The 16,964-nt window shown below is 63.3% G+C and carries 13 protein-coding genes; 9 read left to right on the top strand and 4 right to left on the bottom strand.

What is annotated here, in order from left to right:
• The first annotated feature begins 161 nt into the window (after positions 1 to 161).
• The 5 genes from chvE to ACWTV3_RS09540 all read left to right on the top strand — a co-directional run bounded on the left by chvE (position 162) and on the right by ACWTV3_RS09540 (position 6,814).
• Entirely contained in the window at positions 162 to 1,262 is a 1,101-nt protein-coding gene (chvE, locus tag ACWTV3_RS09560) for a multiple monosaccharide ABC transporter substrate-binding protein (protein ID WP_100389830.1), read from the top strand.
• An 88-nt stretch (positions 1,263 to 1,350) separates the two neighbouring features.
• On the top strand, positions 1,351 to 2,880 hold the full coding sequence (gene mmsA, locus ACWTV3_RS09555; protein WP_498477989.1) for a multiple monosaccharide ABC transporter ATP-binding protein: 1,530 nt from the start codon (positions 1,351 to 1,353) through the stop codon (positions 2,878 to 2,880).
• Between the two features lie 4 nt (positions 2,881 to 2,884).
• Complete coding sequence (gene mmsB / locus ACWTV3_RS09550; protein WP_498477988.1) at positions 2,885 to 4,084, top strand: multiple monosaccharide ABC transporter permease; 1,200 nt, start codon at positions 2,885 to 2,887, stop codon at positions 4,082 to 4,084.
• 42 nt (positions 4,085 to 4,126) lie between these two features.
• Positions 4,127 to 5,338: an ROK family protein gene (locus ACWTV3_RS09545; RefSeq protein ID WP_498477987.1), complete on the top strand. Its 1,212-nt coding sequence runs from the start codon at positions 4,127 to 4,129 to the stop codon at positions 5,336 to 5,338.
• Positions 5,339 to 5,404: 66 nt separating this feature from the next.
• On the top strand, positions 5,405 to 6,814 hold the full coding sequence (locus ACWTV3_RS09540; protein WP_498477986.1) for a GH1 family beta-glucosidase: 1,410 nt from the start codon (positions 5,405 to 5,407) through the stop codon (positions 6,812 to 6,814).
• 36 nt (positions 6,815 to 6,850) lie between these two features.
• On the opposite strand, the gene ACWTV3_RS09535 is transcribed toward ACWTV3_RS09540, so the two are convergent.
• Together ACWTV3_RS09535 and ACWTV3_RS09530 are read right to left on the bottom strand one after the other, a co-directional pair.
• Complete coding sequence (locus ACWTV3_RS09535) at positions 6,851 to 8,485, bottom strand: SulP family inorganic anion transporter (RefSeq protein WP_498477985.1); 1,635 nt, start codon at positions 8,483 to 8,485, stop codon at positions 6,851 to 6,853.
• Positions 8,482 to 8,847: an ArsR/SmtB family transcription factor gene (locus ACWTV3_RS09530; protein ID WP_498477984.1), complete on the bottom strand. Its 366-nt coding sequence runs from the start codon at positions 8,845 to 8,847 to the stop codon at positions 8,482 to 8,484. The genes ACWTV3_RS09535 and ACWTV3_RS09530 overlap by 4 nt, the downstream gene beginning before the upstream one ends.
• Positions 8,848 to 9,032: 185 nt before the next feature.
• On the opposite strand from ACWTV3_RS09530, the gene ACWTV3_RS09525 reads away from it, so the two are divergent.
• The 4 genes from ACWTV3_RS09525 (at position 9,033) to ACWTV3_RS09510 (ending at position 13,384) form a co-directional block, all read left to right on the top strand.
• Complete coding sequence (locus ACWTV3_RS09525) at positions 9,033 to 10,265, top strand: TadA family conjugal transfer-associated ATPase (protein ID WP_498477983.1); 1,233 nt, start codon at positions 9,033 to 9,035, stop codon at positions 10,263 to 10,265.
• The gene (locus tag ACWTV3_RS09520) at positions 10,262 to 11,128 is read left to right on the top strand and encodes a type II secretion system F family protein (protein WP_498477982.1); all 867 of its coding nucleotides are present in this window, start codon (positions 10,262 to 10,264) and stop codon (positions 11,126 to 11,128) included. The genes ACWTV3_RS09525 and ACWTV3_RS09520 overlap by 4 nt, the downstream gene beginning before the upstream one ends.
• Complete coding sequence (locus ACWTV3_RS09515; protein WP_498477981.1) at positions 11,125 to 12,063, top strand: type II secretion system F family protein; 939 nt, start codon at positions 11,125 to 11,127, stop codon at positions 12,061 to 12,063. The genes ACWTV3_RS09520 and ACWTV3_RS09515 overlap by 4 nt, the downstream gene beginning before the upstream one ends.
• Before the next feature lie 259 nt (positions 12,064 to 12,322).
• Positions 12,323 to 13,384, top strand: a complete 1,062-nt coding sequence (locus ACWTV3_RS09510) for a cell wall-binding repeat-containing protein (RefSeq protein ID WP_498477980.1) — start codon at positions 12,323 to 12,325, stop codon at positions 13,382 to 13,384.
• Positions 13,385 to 13,468: 84 nt separating this feature from the next.
• Here the strand turns inward: ACWTV3_RS09510 and ACWTV3_RS09505 are convergent, their stop codons facing one another.
• Positions 13,469 to 15,073, bottom strand: coding sequence for a GTPase family protein (locus tag ACWTV3_RS09505; RefSeq protein WP_498477979.1), 1,605 nt, complete (start codon positions 15,071 to 15,073; stop codon positions 13,469 to 13,471).
• Positions 15,070 to 16,830, bottom strand: a complete 1,761-nt coding sequence (locus ACWTV3_RS09500; RefSeq protein ID WP_498477978.1) for a dynamin family protein — start codon at positions 16,828 to 16,830, stop codon at positions 15,070 to 15,072. The genes ACWTV3_RS09505 and ACWTV3_RS09500 overlap by 4 nt, the downstream gene beginning before the upstream one ends.
• Positions 16,831 to 16,964 lie beyond the last annotated feature (134 nt).

Here is a 16,964-nt window from a genome sequence, read left to right as displayed (position 1 = left end):
AACGCTGCCCCTCGCGATACAACGAAGTAGCGCTCCACGGCGCTGGTAATCCGGCCCGTGCTCTTCGTCTCTCTCGTGAGGACCGCAGCCACGCCTCGGCCGGTCAAACCCCCGTGTGGCCGGCTTGTTGCCCGGCAATCACACTTGAAAGGGACAACACGATGTCAATGAAGAAGATAATTGCGGCCGCAGCAGCGACCGTGATGACCCTCGGGCTCGCCGCCTGCAGCAGCGGAGCAGCAGGCGGAGGGGACAGCCTCGGCAGCGTCGGTATCTCGATGCCTACCCGCAGCCTTGAACGCTGGATCAACGATGGCGAAGGCCTCAAGGCTCAGCTCGAAGACGCTGGCTACTCGGCCGACCTGCAGTACGCGGATGACAAGGCCGACACTCAGATCAGCCAGATTCAGAACCAGATCGCTTCCGGCGTCGACGTTATCGTCATCGCGGCAATCGATGGAGAGCTCCTTGCTCCCGTGCTCGCCGACGCGAAAGCACAGGACATCACGGTCATTGCTTACGACCGTCTCATCAACGGCACCCCCGACGTCGACTACTACGCGACGTTCGACAACTACAAGGTTGGCCAGCTTCAGGGCGAGTTCATCGAAGAACAGCTCGGACTCGCCGATGGCGCCGGCCCGTTCAACCTTGAGCCTTTCGCCGGCAGCCCCGACGACAACAACGCCAAGTTTTTCTTCTCTGGCGCCTGGGATGTCTTGCTTCCTTATGTAGAGAACGGCCAGCTGGTTGTTCCCTCGGGTAAGGCTCCGGCGAGCAACGATGACTGGGCAAGCATCGGAATCCTCGGCTGGAAGTCTGACTCGGCTCAGTCCGAACTCGACAACCGCCTGGGTTCGTTCTACACCGGTGGCGAGAAGATCGACGTCGTTCTTTCTCCCAACGACAGCCTCGCTCAGGGTATTGCCGCTTCGCTTCGCAGCGCCGGCTACACCGCAGGCACCGACTGGCCGCTCTTGACCGGTCAGGATGCCGACAAGGCTAGCGTCGTCAACATCCTCGCTGGCGAACAGTCGATGACGGTCTGGAAGGACACCCGCGAGTTGGGCAACGTCGTCTTCGGTTTCATCGAGGCGATCATGAACGGCGAGGAGCCGGAGATCAATGACACCGAGACGTACGACAACGGTGAAAAGGTTGTTCCCGCGTTCCTCATCGCGCCCGAGGTTGTTGTGAAGGATGACGTGCAGTCGAAGCTCATCGACTCTGAATTCCTGAAGGCCTCAGACGTAGGGCTCTAGCCCCGGCTAGATCCCAGAAATACGATTCGACGATCGGGGGACGGCACAGTAGCCGTTCCCCGAAAGTCACTGCGAGCGGAGCACACTCATGACTGCCATCCTCAGCATGAACCAGATCACAAAAGACTTCAGCGGCGGTGTTCGCGCCCTCGATGGCGTGAGCCTCGAGGTCGAGCGCGGACACGTGCACGCCATTTGCGGCGAAAACGGCGCCGGCAAATCAACCCTCATGAAAGTGCTGAGCGGGGTCTATCCCGTCGGCAGCTATGGCGGCAGCATCACCTTTGAGAATCATGAGACCGCGTACCGGTCGATCAATGATTCCGAGGCTGACGGTATCGTCATCATTCACCAGGAGCTCGCGTTGAGCCCCTACCTCTCTATTGCAGAGAACATCTTCCTCGGCAACGAGATCGCTACGCGCGGTGTTGTCGACTGGCCCAAGACCAATCGCGAAGCAACGATGTTGCTCGCGCGCGTCGGTCTCGATGAACTGCCCAGCACGCCGGTTCTCGAACTCGGTGTCGGTAAGCAACAGCTTGTAGAGATTGCCAAGGCCCTCTCTAAGCAAGTGAAGTTGTTGATTCTGGATGAGCCAACCGCGGCCCTCAACGATGAAGACTCGGCACACTTGCTCGACCTCATCAGCAGTCTTCGCGGTCAGGGCATCACGTGCATCATCATTTCGCACAAGCTCAAAGAGATTCGCCGTATTGCCGATACCGTCACGATCATCCGCGATGGCCAAACCATCGAAACCTTCGAAATGAAGGAAGCGGATGCCACCGAAGCGCGCATCATTCGCGCGATGGTCGGTCGCGACCTCGACAGCATGTTCCCGCCGCACACGCCCGAGATCGGCGATGAGCTGTTCCGGGTGGAAAACTGGACGGTGCATCATCCGGTGGATACGACCCGCAAGGTTGTCGAAAACGCGTCGTTCTCGGTGCGGGCAGGCGAGATCGTCGGCTTCGCCGGACTGATGGGCGCAGGGCGCACCGAGCTCGCGATGAGTATCTTCGGTCGCTCCTATGGCAGCCACATCAGCGGCACCGCGTTCAAAGCGGGCAAGGAAATCTCGGTCAAGACTGTCAGCGAGGCGATTGGCCACGGTATTGCGTACGCCACCGAAGACCGTAAGCACTTCGGCCTCAACCTGATCGGCAGCATCGCCGTCAACATTTCAGCGGCAGCGCTCTCGAAGCTCTCGCGTTTCGGCATCGTCGATCGTTTCGCGGAGAACAAGGTCGCCGAGGGCTACCGCGGCCAAATGAACATCAAAACCCCGAACGTATCGGTGCTCTCGGGCAACCTCTCGGGCGGCAACCAGCAGAAGGTTGTCTTGAGCAAGTGGATGTTCTCGGGCCCCGACATCCTGATTCTCGACGAACCCACCCGCGGCATCGATGTCGGTGCCAAATACGAAATCTACGGAATCATCAACGACCTCGCCCGCCAGGGCAAAGCGGTCGTCGTGATCTCCTCAGAGCTACCGGAGCTTCTCGGACTCTGCGACCGCATCTATGCGATCTCCGAAGGCACCATCACCGGCGAGATTGATCGCGCCGACGCTACCCAAGAACGACTCATGCACTTGATGACCGCGGGAAAGGACTAACCCGATGAGCACCACCACCCCCACTCGTACACTGCCCAAGATGCGGGTCGATCTGCGTCAGTACGGCATCCTCGCTGCGCTCGCCGTCATCGTCATCCTGTTTCAAGTGTTGACGGATGGCCGGCTCCTGCTGCCCGGAAACCTCAACAACCTCATCCAGCAGAACGCCTATGTGCTGATTCTCGCCGTGGGCATGGTCATCGTAATTATTGCGGGACACATTGACCTCTCGGTGGGTTCCGTCGTGGCCATGGTGGGCGCGGTGGCCGCAATATCGATGAGCCAGTGGGGACTGCCCTGGTGGGCCGCCGTCATCATCTCGATTCTGCTCGGTGCAGCGGTCGGAGCGTGGCAAGGGTTCTGGGTGGCCTTTGTTGGTATCCCGGCCTTCATCGTCACGCTCGCGGGCATGCTGTTGTTCCGCGGTCTCACGCTCGTGTTCCTCACGGGCGGCACGATCAACGCTCTTCCCGGCGAGTTCAACGCGATCGGTGGCGGGTGGCTGCCCGAGCTTTTCGGCACGATTGGTGAAGGTAGCGGCAGCCGCGACATCCTCACAATCGTCTTGGGAGTTTTAGCGGTGGCAATGCTGCTCACTCAGCAGATCCGTACTCGCGCCAAGCAGCGCAAGCTCGACCTTCCTGTGGAACGCAGCGCGTCGTTCTGGATCAAGAACGGCGTCGCCGCGATTGCCATCCTGGCGCTTACCTTCCAGCTCTCCGCCTACCGCGGAACCCCGATCATCCTGATCATCTTGGCCGTGCTGATTCTGCTCTTCACGTTCGTGCTAAACCAGACCGTCTTCGGTCGTCACGTTTATGCGATCGGTGGCAACCTCTTCGCCGCGCAGATGAGTGGTGTGAAGACCTCGTGGATCAACTTCTTCGTCTTCGTGAACATGGGCGTGCTGGCGGGGCTCGCCGGGGTCGTCACGACGGCGCGTGCTGGTGGTGCCGTGGCATCCGCCGGTCAGAGCTTTGAACTGGATGCTATTGCTGCCGTCTTCATTGGTGGCGCGGCTGTCACTGGTGGTGTCGGTACGGTCATCGGTGCCGTGATCGGTGCGCTCATCATGGGTGTGCTCAACATGGGCTTGTCGATCCTGTCGGTGGATGCCGCCTGGCAGCAAACGATCAAGGGGCTCGTGCTGTTGCTCGCCGTGGCATTCGATGTCATGAGCAAGCGTCGCGCCGGACGTCGCTAGTCTTAGCATCAACGTTTTATTGCCAACCGAGTGGAACCGCCCGTGAACCAGAACACCCCGCCCTCGTCGTCGCTGACGTCGCCGATGGGCGCGGGCAGTACGGGTGGTCGCGGCGATCGCACGCGGCGGCACAATCTGTCGCGCGTGCTGACCCTGCTTCATCGTGGGGCTCAGCGCCGCTCACAGTTGACCGCTCAGACGGGGCTCAACCGCTCGACGATTGCGGCGCTCGTGGCCGAACTCACCGAGTTGGGCCTAGCGTACGAGAGTGAGCCAGATCCCACTCGGCAGGTAGGCCGCCCGTCGCCGATGGTGAACGCGGATGCTCGCACGGTGGCCATTGCGGTCAACCCCGAGATCGACGCCATCACCGTCGGGGTCGTGGGGCTCGACGGTTCGCTCTTGAAGCGCATCCGTTATGAGACGGAGGAGCCGCCGACCGTCTCGCAGTTTGTCAAGATCTCGAGCGTGATCATCGAAAGCTTGCGGGGCGAGTACGAAACGACGGGACGCATCGTGGGAATCGGCGTTGCTGCTCCCGGTCTTGTGCGCGTCGAAGACGGCCTCGTGCGCTGGGCGCCTCACCTTCACTGGCGCGATGAACCCGTGAGTGAACTGCTTGCTGACGCAACCGGTTATCCGGTCTCCACGGCCAACGACGCGAGTGTAGGTGCGCTCGGCGAGCACATCTATGGCGCTGGCCGCGACATCGATGACCTCATCTACCTCAATGGTGGTGCCAGCGGTATCGGTGGCGGCATCATCAGTGGTGGGCGGCCCCTCACCGGTCGTGCCGGCTATGCGGGGGAGTTCGGCCACGTTCGCGTCGAGAACGGTGCTGCCGAGAAAGGCACGCGCGAAGAGGGCAGCCTCGAGACCGAGGTGAACCGCGCCGACCTGCTGCAGGCCCTCGGCCTCACCAACGTTGATGCCGAGACGCTGGATGCGGCGCTCCGCGAATCCACGGATCCTGCGGTGAGCGAGCTCGTACACCGACAGTTGCTCTCCCTCGGCACGTCGCTGCGCAACGCAGTGAATGTGTTGAATCCTGAAGTGGTTGTTCTGGGTGGATTCTTGGCATCCATCTTCGCGTTTGATCCCGACTTTTTAGTCGAGCGGGTGCGCAGCCAGTCGCTCGAAGCATCGTTCGAGGGCGTGCAGATTGTGCCGGCTCAACTCGGTGCAGACCTGCTCATGATCGGCGCGGCCGAGCTTGCTTTCGCTGCGCTCCTCGAAGACCCCGCGGCGCTCTAGTTGTTTCTCGACGTAACCTCGGGATAGTTTCGGTCAAATCGAAGCTCCCGGTCTTAGGGTTGCAAGATGAACTCCGATTACCGCGATTCTGGTCTCGTATTTCCGCCGAACTTCATCGTCGGCTCCGCGACGGCGGCCTATCAAGTGGAGGGCGCTGCGCGTGATGGCGGGCGCACCGAATCCATCTGGGATACCTTCAGTCATACCCCGGGCAAGACCTGGAATGGTGACACCGGCGATGTCGCCGACGACCATTACTACCGGCTCGAATCCGACCTCGATCTCATGGCCGAGCTCGGGCTCGACGCCTACCGTTTCTCCATCTCGTGGCCGCGCTTTCAGCCGGGCGGGCAGGGCCCGATCAACCCGGAGGGAGTGTCGTTCTACTCGCGTCTTGTCGACGGGTTGTTGAGCCGCGGCATCCGCCCTATCGCCACTCTGTATCACTGGGATCTGCCGCAAGAACTTGAGGATGAGGGCGGCTGGCCTGAGCGCGATACCGCCATGTGGTTCGCCGAATATGCCGAGCTCGCGGCTACCGCGCTCGGCGATCGCGTGCACACGTGGACGACCCTCAACGAGCCCTGGTGCTCCGCCTACTTGGGCTACGGTTCGGCCTCGCACGCGCCCGGTCGCACGAGTGATGCTGACGCGCTGGCCGCCGTGCACCACCTCAATCTGGCTCACGGAATGGCCGTGCCGCGCATCCGGGCCGCCGCGACGAATTCGCCGGAGGTGTCGGCCACACTGAACTTTCACGTGATCCGGGGTGAGGATGCCGAGGCCAAGCGTCGCATTGATGCGCTCGCGAATCGCGCCTTCACGAGCCCGATGCTGCTCGGTCGCTACGACGACGACTTCATTGCCGATACGAGCGAGGTCACCGATTGGTCGTTCGTTCACGCAGGCGATCTGGCGACCATCCATCAGCCACTCGATTTCTTGGGAGTCAACTACTACTCCACCGTCACGGTGAAGATGTGGGATGGCGTGAGCGAGCGGGCGATGAACGACGGTCACAAAGACATGGGCGGTTCCGCGTGGCCGGGCAGCCGCAATGTCGAGTTCTTGCCGCAGGCGGGCCCGTACACGGCCATGAACTGGAACATCGCGCCCGATGGTCTCGAAGAGCTGTTGGTCGATTTGGGCGAGCGGTTTCCTGACCTGCCGTTGATGATTACCGAGAACGGCGCCGCATTTGACGATGAGGTGACGGATGGTCGGGTGCACGATGCCGACCGGGTCGACTATCTCAACCGGCACTTCACGGCCGCGCACCGAGCGATGCAGCGCGGGGTGAATCTGCAGGGGTATCTCGTGTGGTCGTTGCTCGACAACTTCGAGTGGGGCTACGGCTACTCAAAGCGCTTCGGCATCGTGCGGGTCGACTACGACACTCAAGAGCGCATCGTGAAAGACAGCGGGCTGTGGGTTTCTGAGGTCGCCAAGAACAAGACGACGCCGGCGCTGAGCTAGCGCGCGAACTGGCGAGCGGCGTAGCGAGACGCTGAGTTAGCGAGCCAGCTCTGCGCGCCGAATGTGTGAGCGGGCGTGCTCGATCGCGGGCGCGAGCTCTTCGAACAGGTGGTTCGGATGCCGCAGCGAATGAATCACGCCGAGCCGCTGCAGCACATCCCGGTGTTCGGGGCGGATGCCCTTGATGATCACCGTCACGCCGCGGCGTTCGAGGGCGGTGATGAGTTCGGTGAGCGTGTGCGCGCCAGTCGCGTCGATGAGGTGCAGTTGCGACAGCCGCACGATCACGACTTCGATGCCCTGATGCTCGTTGATGCGGTCGATGAGGCGCTCGGCTGCTCCGAAGAACAGGGATCCGTCGATGCGGAAGAGTGCGATGCGTTCGTCACCGGGCTCGGGGGAGCCGGGGAGCTCTTCGCGGTGAACGCCACTGGCTTTGCTGAGGGCGCGAAGGGCGAAAAAGGCGGCGACGGCGATGCCGATGCCGACGGCAATGATGAGGTCGAAACTTACGGTGATGATGCCGGTGATCACGAATACGGCGGCTTCTGCCTTGCCGGTACGCAGCATGGTTCTGATGAGGGTAGGGGAGACCATGCGGGCGGCGGTCGCCATGAGAACGCCCGAGAGCGCTGCCAGCGGGATGACCGCGACCACCTGCGCTGCGAGGTATACGACGGTGAGCAGGGCGAGAGCATGCACGACCGCAGAGACACGGGTGCGACCGCCTGACCGTACGTTGACGGCGGTGCGGGCGATGGCGCCGGTGGCCGGCATCCCACCAAAGAAGCTGGAAGCGACGGATGCCAATCCCTGGCCGACGAGTTCGCGGTCGGCGTTGTAGGGCCCTGTGACTGCCATGCCGGCGGCGACGCGGGCGGAAAGCAGAGATTCGATCGCGGCGAGGGCGGCGACGGCGAAGGCGGGCCCGATGAGCGCGGTGAGGTCGAAGTCAAACGAGGGAACGGCGGGCGTGGGCAGGGAAGCGGGGAGTTCGCCGATGGTCGCCAGCGGCAAGTTGAGGGCTTGAGCTGCAATCGTGACAACGACGATGGCGATGAAGGAGGCGGGTAGTCGACCGCTAATGCGGGTGAGCAGCAGCATGATCGCGATCACAGCCGCAGTGACGCCGAGGGGGAGTAGCGCAGCCGGCCACTGGGCGGCAGCGATGAAGGCGCCCGCCGCGAGCACGGAGTTGGTGGGGTGCTCGGTACCTTCGGTGCCGAGCGCTGACGGCACTTGTTGCAGAAAGATGATGATGCCGATGCCGACGGTGAACCCTTCGATCACGGGCCACGGGATGTAGCTGACGGTGCGGCCGAGGCGCAGTACGCCCGCGACGACGACGATGATGCCCGCGAGCAGGGTGACGATCGCGACGGCCTCGACGCCGTGACTGACGGCGATGGGAGCGAGCACCACGACCATCGCGCCGGTGGGGCCGGAGACCTGCACGTTGGAGCCGCCGAAGACTGCCGCAACGATGCCCGCGACGATGGCGGTGATGAGCCCGGCTTCAGCGCCGACTCCGGAGCTCACGCCAAAGGCGAGCGCGAGGGGGAGAGCGACTATGCCGACGGTGACGCCCGCGAGCAGGTCTCCGCGCCAGCTGGTGCGCAGTTCGCGGTAGTCGCCGAAGCTGGGGAGCAGCGTGCGCCAGGAGCGTTTCATCGAGCATCCGGAATCGCAGGAAGACTGTTCACAAGCTCACGTTGGCTGTCGGCGTCGGTAAGAATTTCGCCGAGCAACACGCGCGCTACGCGCAGCAGCTCGGCGATCTGGGGGATGGCGAGGCGGTAGTAGACGACGCTCGCGCGGCGGTCAGAAACGACGAGGCCGTAGCGGCGCAGCACTGAAAGATGTTGCGAGAGGTGGGATGGTTCGAGCCCGGTCTCGGCAAGCATGTCGGCGACGGATGCTTCCTCCGCGGCCGACAAAATCTCGAGCACCCGAATGCGGTACGGATGCGCCAGCCCCTTGAAGAGGTTCGCTTTGATTTCGTAGAGCGGCCTGCGCTCATCGAGAACGACCATTGCTGTGCTCCTGATCGGTGCGGTTGCAGCAACGAGTTTTCGCCCGCTTGCTGAATTGATGGAATCATCATATCAGCAGTGAAAGCGTGCGAAATGCGCTTTGGCGGGACGATTCGCTCTCGAGCGAGTGCAGCGGCTGTGGACAACCATCGCGGCACCGGGCGCCCACTCCGCACACTATGAGCATGTCTAACGCTCTGACGACCATCGCTGACCAGGTTCGCCAGAGGGTTCGCCGCGACGGGGTTGACCTGTCGCGCGACAGCGAGTTGGCGTCGAGGTATGTGCGCGACGAGGTGCGTCGCTACAGCGAGCGTGCGCTGGGTGGTTCAGTGCCACTTCTCACGGATGAAGCCCAGGCCGCCCGCGAGGTCGTGGCCGCGTTGACCGGATACGGCCCGCTCCAACCGTTCTTCGATGACGACACCGTTGAGGAGCTCTGGATCAACGGGCCCGAGCATGTGTTCGTCGCCCGCAACGGGGTGCCTGAATTCACGGGCATCCGCCTCACTGATGGTCAGGTTCGCGATCTTGTCGAACGGATGCTGCAAACCTCGGGTCGTCGCGTCGATCTAAGTTCCCCGTTTGTTGACGCGTCCCTGCCGGATGGTTCGCGACTGCACGTCGTGATTCCGGATGTCACGCGGCGCCACTGGGCGGTGAACGTGCGCAAGTTCAGCCAGCGCATCCGCGATCTCGATCGTTTGGTCGAGCTGGGAAGCCTGCCTCAGCATGCCGCCGACTACCTGCGGCTGTGCGTACTTTCGGGCCAAAATATTGTGGTGTCGGGCGCGACCCAGAGCGGCAAAACCACGATGCTGAACGCCCTGCTCGCGGCGGGCAAACCGACCGAGCGCGTCGTCACCGTTGAAGAGACATTTGAGCTCAGCGTTGCTGGTCACGACCACGTCGGTATGCAGTGCCGCCAGCCCAGCTTGGAGGGCACCGGAGAGATCAGCCTCCGCCGCCTCATCAAGGAAGCACTCCGGATGCGCCCCGACCGCCTCGTGGTCGGCGAAGTGCGCGATGCCGAGTCGCTCGACCTGCTCATCGCCCTCAACTCTGGCTTGCCCGGCATGTCGAGCATCCACGCCAATAGCGCCCGCGAAGCGCTCGTGAAGCTGTGCACCCTGCCGCTGTTGGCCGGTCGCAATATTGACTCCAGTTTTGTTGTGCCGACCGTCGCCAGTTCTGTGGATGTCGTCGTCCACTGCGAATTGACCGCCAACGGCACGAGACGCGTGGTCGAGATTCTGTCGCTCACCGGCGAGGTTGGTGACGGCGTTATCGACAGCAGTGTTCTCTTCCGGCTGTCGGAGGGCACGCTCCTCCACACCGGCGCCGTACCTGCGCGACTAGCCAAGTTCCACGCAGCGGGCATCGACCCGGTTTCGCACTTGCTCAAGGCTGTCGCATGAGTCTGATTTTGGGCATCATCCTTGCGGTGGGCGTCACCCTTATCAGCGCGCCCTTTCTCTGGCCGGCGCAGGGCGAGCGTCGCGTGCGCGGCCGCTCAGCGTGGTCGCTGCGCCTGCGGGAGCGTCTTGTGCAAGCGGGGCTCCCCACGACCAGCCCATCCCTTGTCGTGATCGTGTCTCTGGTTTTCAGCATCGCCGTCGCCGCCATCACGTTCGTCCTCACCTCGGTGATCGCTGTGGTCATCTGTGCTGCTGCCGCTGCACTCGTGCTACCGGCGCTCGCGATCAGCTGGCGGGCTCGCGCTCGCCGCAAGGCAACACAGGTTGTCTGGCCCGACGTCGTCGACCAGCTCGTGTCTGCTGTGCGCTCCGGGCTTGCCCTCCCCGATAGCCTCATGACGCTCGCGCACACCGGGCCCCTCGTCACAAGGAGCGCTTTTGCTGCGTTCGCTGCCCGGTATCGGGCCACGGGCAACTTCGCTATTGCCGTCGATGAATTGAAGGTCGCGCTCGCCGACCCCGTTGCTGACCGCATCCTTGAAACCTTGCGGATGTCTCGCGAAGTCGGCGGAAGCGAACTCACCAACGTGCTTCGCAGCCTCAGCATCTACCTGCGCCAAGAGGCAGCTATCCGCTCAGAGATAGAGGCTCGGCAGGGCTGGGTAATGAACGCCGCCCGGCTGGGACTGGCCGCGCCGTGGGTCGTGCTGTTCCTCTTGACGACTCGCCCCGAAGCAGCTCTCGCTTACAACTCGGCGGGCGGCGTCGCGCTCATCGTTGCTGGGCTCGTTCTCTCGGTTGTCGCGTATCGCATCATGGCGGGCATCGGCCGCCTTCCCGAGCAGCCGAGGTGGTTTGCATGAGTGATGCGCTCGCGTTGGCGATCGTCGCCGGCATTGCGGGTGGTCTTGGGCTCTGGTCGATTCTCAGCCTCATCCCACGTCTCAGCCGCCCGACCTTGGCTACTCGCGTTGCCCCGTATGTGATCGATGTCTCATCGGGTGCTCGGGAACATCTTGCTCCGCGCTCAGTCGGCCCGCTTCCCGTGCTCGGGGTGTTGCTGGTCCCCGCTGTGCGCTGGTTGCGCGAGACCCTCGCGTCAGTGGTTGGTGGGGGAGACCTCATCGCGCGCCGACTTCGGCAGGCTGGCTCCGAACTCACCATTGAGGCTTATCGTTCACAACAACTGCTGGCAGTTCTGGCCGGTGCCATGCTCGGCGTCGTTTTTGATATCGCGGTCGCCAACCAGCAGCAGGTCCCGCTGATCGCGCAGGCCGTACTCGTCATTGTCGGCGGCGTTGTGGGCATCACCGCTCGCGATTACCTGCTGCAGCGCGCCGCTGCCGCGCGCATCCGTCGTCTCACTGCCGAGCTGCCGGTCGTGCTCGAGTTCCTGGCGCTCAGCCTTTCTGCGGGCGAAGGAATCTTGGATGCCGTACGCCGCGTCTCGCAGGTGAGTCGCGGGGAGCTTTCCCGCGAACTCGCTCGCGTCGTCTCCGCGGTCAACACGGGGCTGCCGTTCGGCGAGACGCTGGGTGTGCTCGCCCGCGAACTGGAATTGGCCCCGTTCACCCGCTGCGTCGACCAGATTCTCGGTGCGCTCGATCGCGGAACCCCGCTCTCGGAGGTGCTGCAAGCCCAAGCTCAAGATGCGCGCGAAGAGTCCAAGCGCGAACTGCTCGAGGTCGCGGGCAAGAAGGAGGTCGCCATGCTCTTCCCGCTCGTGTTCCTCATCCTGCCGATCACCATCGCGTTCGCGATCTTCCCCGGCATCTTCGTGCTGCAGGTGGGGTTTTAGCGACCCGGGAGACGCCAGTCAACTTGCCCCGTTCGGGGGCTCATGCCGAACTCATCCTCACGGCTAAGTTGTAACTTATCTGTACTTTTACCGTGAGGACGCTATGAAAGCGCTCGTGTCAACTGCAGCTGTTGCTGCTCTTCTGCTCTCTTTGACCGGCGGTCTACCCGCTAGTGCCGCGGCACCGGTGCCGGAGAACAACAGTGGTCTCACTAAAAGTTTGAACTCGACGGTAAAATTTCAGGCGGCTTCAGCGTCAGTGAGTCGGCTGTCAGGCGGTGACCGGTATGACACGGCGGTTGCCATTTCGCGCCAGTTTGCCGCTGGTGTCTCCGTGGTCTATATCGCCACTGGAGCAGGCTACGCTGATGCGCTTTCCGCGGCTCCCGCAGCGGCGGCTCAGGGCGGGCCTCTCTTGACGACCGCGCGTAGCTCACTTCCTAAAGTTGTCGCCGCAGAGATCAAACGACTCAAACCACAGAAGATCGTGGTGGCAGGTGGCACAGGTGCCGTTTCCGGCAGCGTGCTCACTGAGTTGAAAAAGCTCGCGCCCTCCGTTCAACGGATTGGTGGTGGCGATCGCTACGAAACAAGTCGCCTCCTTATCGCGGATGCCTTTGACAACACTTCTACTGCCTACCTCGCGACGGGTCGAAACTTCCCGGATGCGCTATCTGCCTCTGCCGCAGCGGGCAGTATAGGTGCTCCCGTCATTCTGGTCGATGGCAAGCAAAATAGCGTCGATAAGGCGACTACCGCTCTGATTCGCAGCCTCGGCATAACCAAAATAAACATTGCTGGAGGAACGGGCGTCATTTCTTCCGGGATCGAATCCTCACTAAGGTCTACACTCACGGTCAAGCGCTTGTCGGGCTCCGATCGGTATTCCACTTCAGCGGCGATTAATCGTCATGCCTTCTCCTCAGCTTCCTCGGCCTACTTTGCGGTCGGAACGGACTTTGCAGACGCCCTGGCCGGCGCAGCGTTAGCCGGGAAGACCGGTTCACCGCTGTACGTCGTTGCGAAGACGTGCGTCTCGTCCGCGGTGAAGGATGACGTGAACGCACTGGGTGTGAACCATCGAGTGTTGCTGGGAGGAAGCGCGGTTCTCGCTAGCGCGGTAGGCAAACTCACCGTCTGTCCGAAGCCTTCCACGATATCGAATCCGGGCGACTCGAAGAACTGTAGTGACTTTTCTACGTTCGCTAGCGCTCAGGCCTGGTACAAAAAGTATTACCCCAAGTACGGGGACATCGCCCGGTTAGATTACGACAACGATGGCTACGCCTGTGAAACGCTCCCCGGCGGACCGGCCAGCTAGTTTCACTCGTGGTGCTTACCTCGCGCCGTTGACGGCAATCTTTCTACGGCTCGGGGCGATCGGAACGAAAGAGTTCGCTGCGCGCTAGCGCCGCGCAATCTGCAGCGCGGCTGACACCGCCCGCGCCTGCTCGAGCGCCGTCGCGACGGGAGTCACGACATCCCGCTGCACGACCTCGTCGACCGCGGCGAGAAGGCGGCGGCGGGTGCGACGCCGGCGACCGCCAGCAGTCAGGGCGCTGAGAACAGCCGAGATCAGGCCGAGCGGGATTCCGATCAGCACTGCAGCAATCAGCAGCAGCGTCGGTATCGCCCAACCGGTGAGCGGACCTTCCTCCACAGTGGGGAGCGGGAACGCCGGCAGTCCAAACGTCGGTAGCAGCGCGGTACCCACCAACCAGAGTGCTCCGCCCAATCCGGCGATCGTGGCGATCCACTGCACGATGCCCACGAGCACCCACCACCACGAACCCTTCGCGGGCAAAGGCGTGCGGGCGATGGCGAGATCGAGAGTGGCCGGCAGGGTGTCGAGAGCCTGCTCCGCTGTAGTGCGCGCGGCAGCCCGCCATGGGGCCGAAACTCCGGCACCGGCGTCGTCGGTGAACGTGCGAACGGCCATCGACATCCGAGCCTGTGCGCCGGCGCTCAAGAGCGGCATGCTCGTGCGGTGCACATCCGGGTCATCGCCACGACGCTTCGGCCCGAGGCCCAAGCGAGTGAGCGGGTCAGCGCGCAAGCGACCGACCCACGACACGAGCGGCCAGCCGGTGGCCTGTCCGGATCGCTTGCGATACGAACGAGCAACAGCGGATGCCACAATGTCGACGCCCGCAGCCGTCCCGACCTCATCGCGCAGCCGGGCGGCGCTCTTCGCGCTCACCTTCTGAGGCGAACCCGGATCGTCGATGCGGGCGGCAAGGGTCTGCACGTCAGCGCTGAGCCGCGCATCCCGCACCGCCTTCGACGCCGCAAGATCGCCAATCGCCTTGCGCAACGCGTCGATACCGTCGCCCGTGCGGGCACTCACGGGCAGCACTCGGGCGCGGGGAATGCCATCGCGTTCAACGATCGCCTGGAGCGACTTCACGACCGCGGCACGATCATCCGCGCTCAACAGATCGACCTGGTTGAGCACGACCAGAGTCACGGCGGCGTGCTTGGCGTGCGGCGCGATGAACTGCGCGTGCAACACATCGTCGGCATACTTTTGCGGGTCAACGACCCAGATCAGAGCATCCACTTGCCCGGCAAGACGCTCGGCAACAGCACGATTGCTGGCCTCAACGGAATCAACGTCGGGCAGGTCGACGAGCACGAGCTTGCTGGCGCGAGAATCAAAGGGCGTCGACCTCTCGACCCGTTCGCGAACCTCAAGCCAGTCGAGTAGTTCGCTCGCGCCGGCCGCCTCCCACGTCACAGCGAGAGCCTGCGAGGTAGTCGGGCGGCGAACGTGCGCCACCGCAACCTCGTCACCCACGAGGGCATTCACGAGACTCGACTTGCCTGACCCGGTAGCGCCAAAGACGCCAACGACCGTGTGCTCGGGGGAACGGGAACGCCGCGCTTTGGTCTGCGTCAGTAGCGCCCGGGCATCGTCGAGTACGTCGGCGGGAATACGTCCGGTGCCCGCATCAGTGACGGTGCGCAGCGCGACAATTCGCTCGTCAAGGCTGGGCTTGGCGGCGCTCACGAGTTGTCTCCCGCCGCACGCGCGACATCAGCGAGTAGCGCCTGCGATTCGCGCCGCAGTGAATCAGGCGTGGCACCGAATCGGAGCGGCTCCAACGCGACACTCAAGCGCGCGAGCTCCGCGTCAAACAGAACGCGAACGCGCGCGTGCAGATCTTCGCGCGCCTCACTCGCCAGCTGACGCACGGCATCCTCACCAAAGATCGTCTCGAGCAGTTTCTGTCCGAGCACCGCCGAGCCACCGGCAATCGCAATCTCACCGCCGGTGAGGCCACCGGTCGAGGCAAAAACGACCACCATCAGGGCCACCGTTACAACGTTCAAACCAAGCGACAGAATGCGGGCCCGGATGCGCTTGTCTCCCGCATTGTCGTGAATGAGCTGCATGAGTGCGCCCTGCCACTCGCGAATCATCGCGGTCGTGGCCTGAGGCAGTTCTGGGCTTTCGCTGGCCAGTTCTGGATGCCGTTCAGCGATGGCCTTGCCGGCCACGCTTCGTTCCAGCCCGGCCCACGCTGCCGCAGCAGCGCGCCCCGACTGATCAACGATTACGGTCTGCAGCCCGGTTTCGATCTGGGTTTCGACTTCAACCACGGGGTTGGGTTTGCCGGTGATCCACGCCGTCGCACGGTCGCGCGCCGCTGAAAACCACGAGTCGACTTTCCTGAAGAAGTCGGAGGTGCCGACGAAGTCTTGCCAGCGGGCAAGAACTTCGCCGCGCATTAGAGCGCCGTTCTGGGTGGCGGCATCCACCGCGTCGAGCGCGGCGTCGTACTGCGCAGCGGCGGCTGCGCGCGCGGCGTCGAGCCAGTCGAGTTGCTCCTGCCGAGCATCCGCAATCACGACCACTTGGCGGTCGAGTTCGCTGATGGCGCCGCTGAGAGTGCGCGCTGCGATGCGGGAACGTTCGGCTCGGTCGCCCGCGATGCCGGAGAGCCACTCACGCGGCTGTTCGACGGCGCTGGCGGGCAGCATGCCCAGGTCGTCAAGACGCTGTTCTTCGATGGAGAAGACGGGAGCGTCGCTGAGGCCGCGCTCCGCGAGCATGGTCTGGAGGTCGGGAAGGATCTCGTCGAGAGCGCCGGGTGGCACCCGGTTAAGCACAATGCCCACGGTGATGGAGCGGGCGGCTGCGCTTTCGAGAAGGCGCCACGGCACCGCATCCGCGTAGCGATTCGCTGTCGTGACGAACAACCACAGGTCGGCAGCTGCGAGAAGTTGGGTGGCGAGGGCGCGGTTTTCGTCGGCGACCGAGTCAATATCTGGGGCATCAATGATCGCGAGCGAACGAGGAACGCTGTCGTGCTCAAGAAGCATGAGTTCACCGATGCGTGATTCTTCAGGCGTATCGCCCGCGCTCGACGCGGGCGTTCCGGGAGCGCTGATGCGGCCGCGCACACGCGCCAGCCCGGGAAGGATGCGGTCGCTCGCGAACCATCCCGCGTCCACGGGAGCGTGCACCAGAATCGGCTGCCGGGTCGTGGGGCGAATAACGCCGGCCCGAGTCGTCGCAACGCCCACAAGCGCATTGACGATTGTCGACTTGCCCGAGCCAGTGGAACCACCCACCACCGCCAGCAGCGGTGCATCGAGATCAGCCAAGCGGGGGCGGATGTAGTCGTCAATCTGGCGAACGGCGGCTGCGGCAGCTTCGCGCTGCGTTACAACACCGTCGAGGTCGAGGGTCAGCCCGGCATCTGCGAGAGACGCCCGCAGGCGCTCAAGCGAGAGGATCGCGGGCGCACTGTTGTCGGTCACTGCTTAAGCATGCCGGGTGCCGGGCCAGTTCGCTAACTTTTGTTGCACAGAGCCGCTTGGGTAGCGCTGGCGTCAACTGATTCGATCGAGGGGTAGCCCCGTTCGTGGGGGAGACAGTGCTAGGAGGTCCCCAC

The sequence above is a fragment of the Salinibacterium sp. AL4.1 genome, assembly GCF_059767305.1.
Note: the sequence above shows the minus strand (reverse complement) of the source record. Positions and strands in the feature narration are given on the sequence as shown.

Excerpts from the sequence above, each read along its gene's own strand:
- chvE (WP_100389830.1), top strand. The coding sequence starts at position 162 with ATGTCAATGAAGAAGATAATTGCGGCCGCAGCAGCGACCGTGATGACC.
- mmsA (WP_498477989.1), top strand. The coding sequence starts at position 1,351 with ATGACTGCCATCCTCAGCATGAACCAGATCACAAAAGACTTCAGCGGC.
- mmsB (WP_498477988.1), top strand. The coding sequence starts at position 2,885 with ATGAGCACCACCACCCCCACTCGTACACTGCCCAAGATGCGGGTCGAT.
- ACWTV3_RS09540 (WP_498477986.1), top strand. The coding sequence starts at position 5,405 with ATGAACTCCGATTACCGCGATTCTGGTCTCGTATTTCCGCCGAACTTC.
- ACWTV3_RS09535 (WP_498477985.1), bottom strand. The coding sequence starts at position 8,485 with ATGAAACGCTCCTGGCGCACGCTGCTCCCCAGCTTCGGCGACTACCGC.
- ACWTV3_RS09530 (WP_498477984.1), bottom strand. The coding sequence starts at position 8,847 with ATGGTCGTTCTCGATGAGCGCAGGCCGCTCTACGAAATCAAAGCGAAC.
- ACWTV3_RS09525 (WP_498477983.1), top strand. The coding sequence starts at position 9,033 with ATGTCTAACGCTCTGACGACCATCGCTGACCAGGTTCGCCAGAGGGTT.
- ACWTV3_RS09520 (WP_498477982.1), top strand. The coding sequence starts at position 10,262 with ATGAGTCTGATTTTGGGCATCATCCTTGCGGTGGGCGTCACCCTTATC.
- ACWTV3_RS09515 (WP_498477981.1), top strand. The coding sequence starts at position 11,125 with ATGAGTGATGCGCTCGCGTTGGCGATCGTCGCCGGCATTGCGGGTGGT.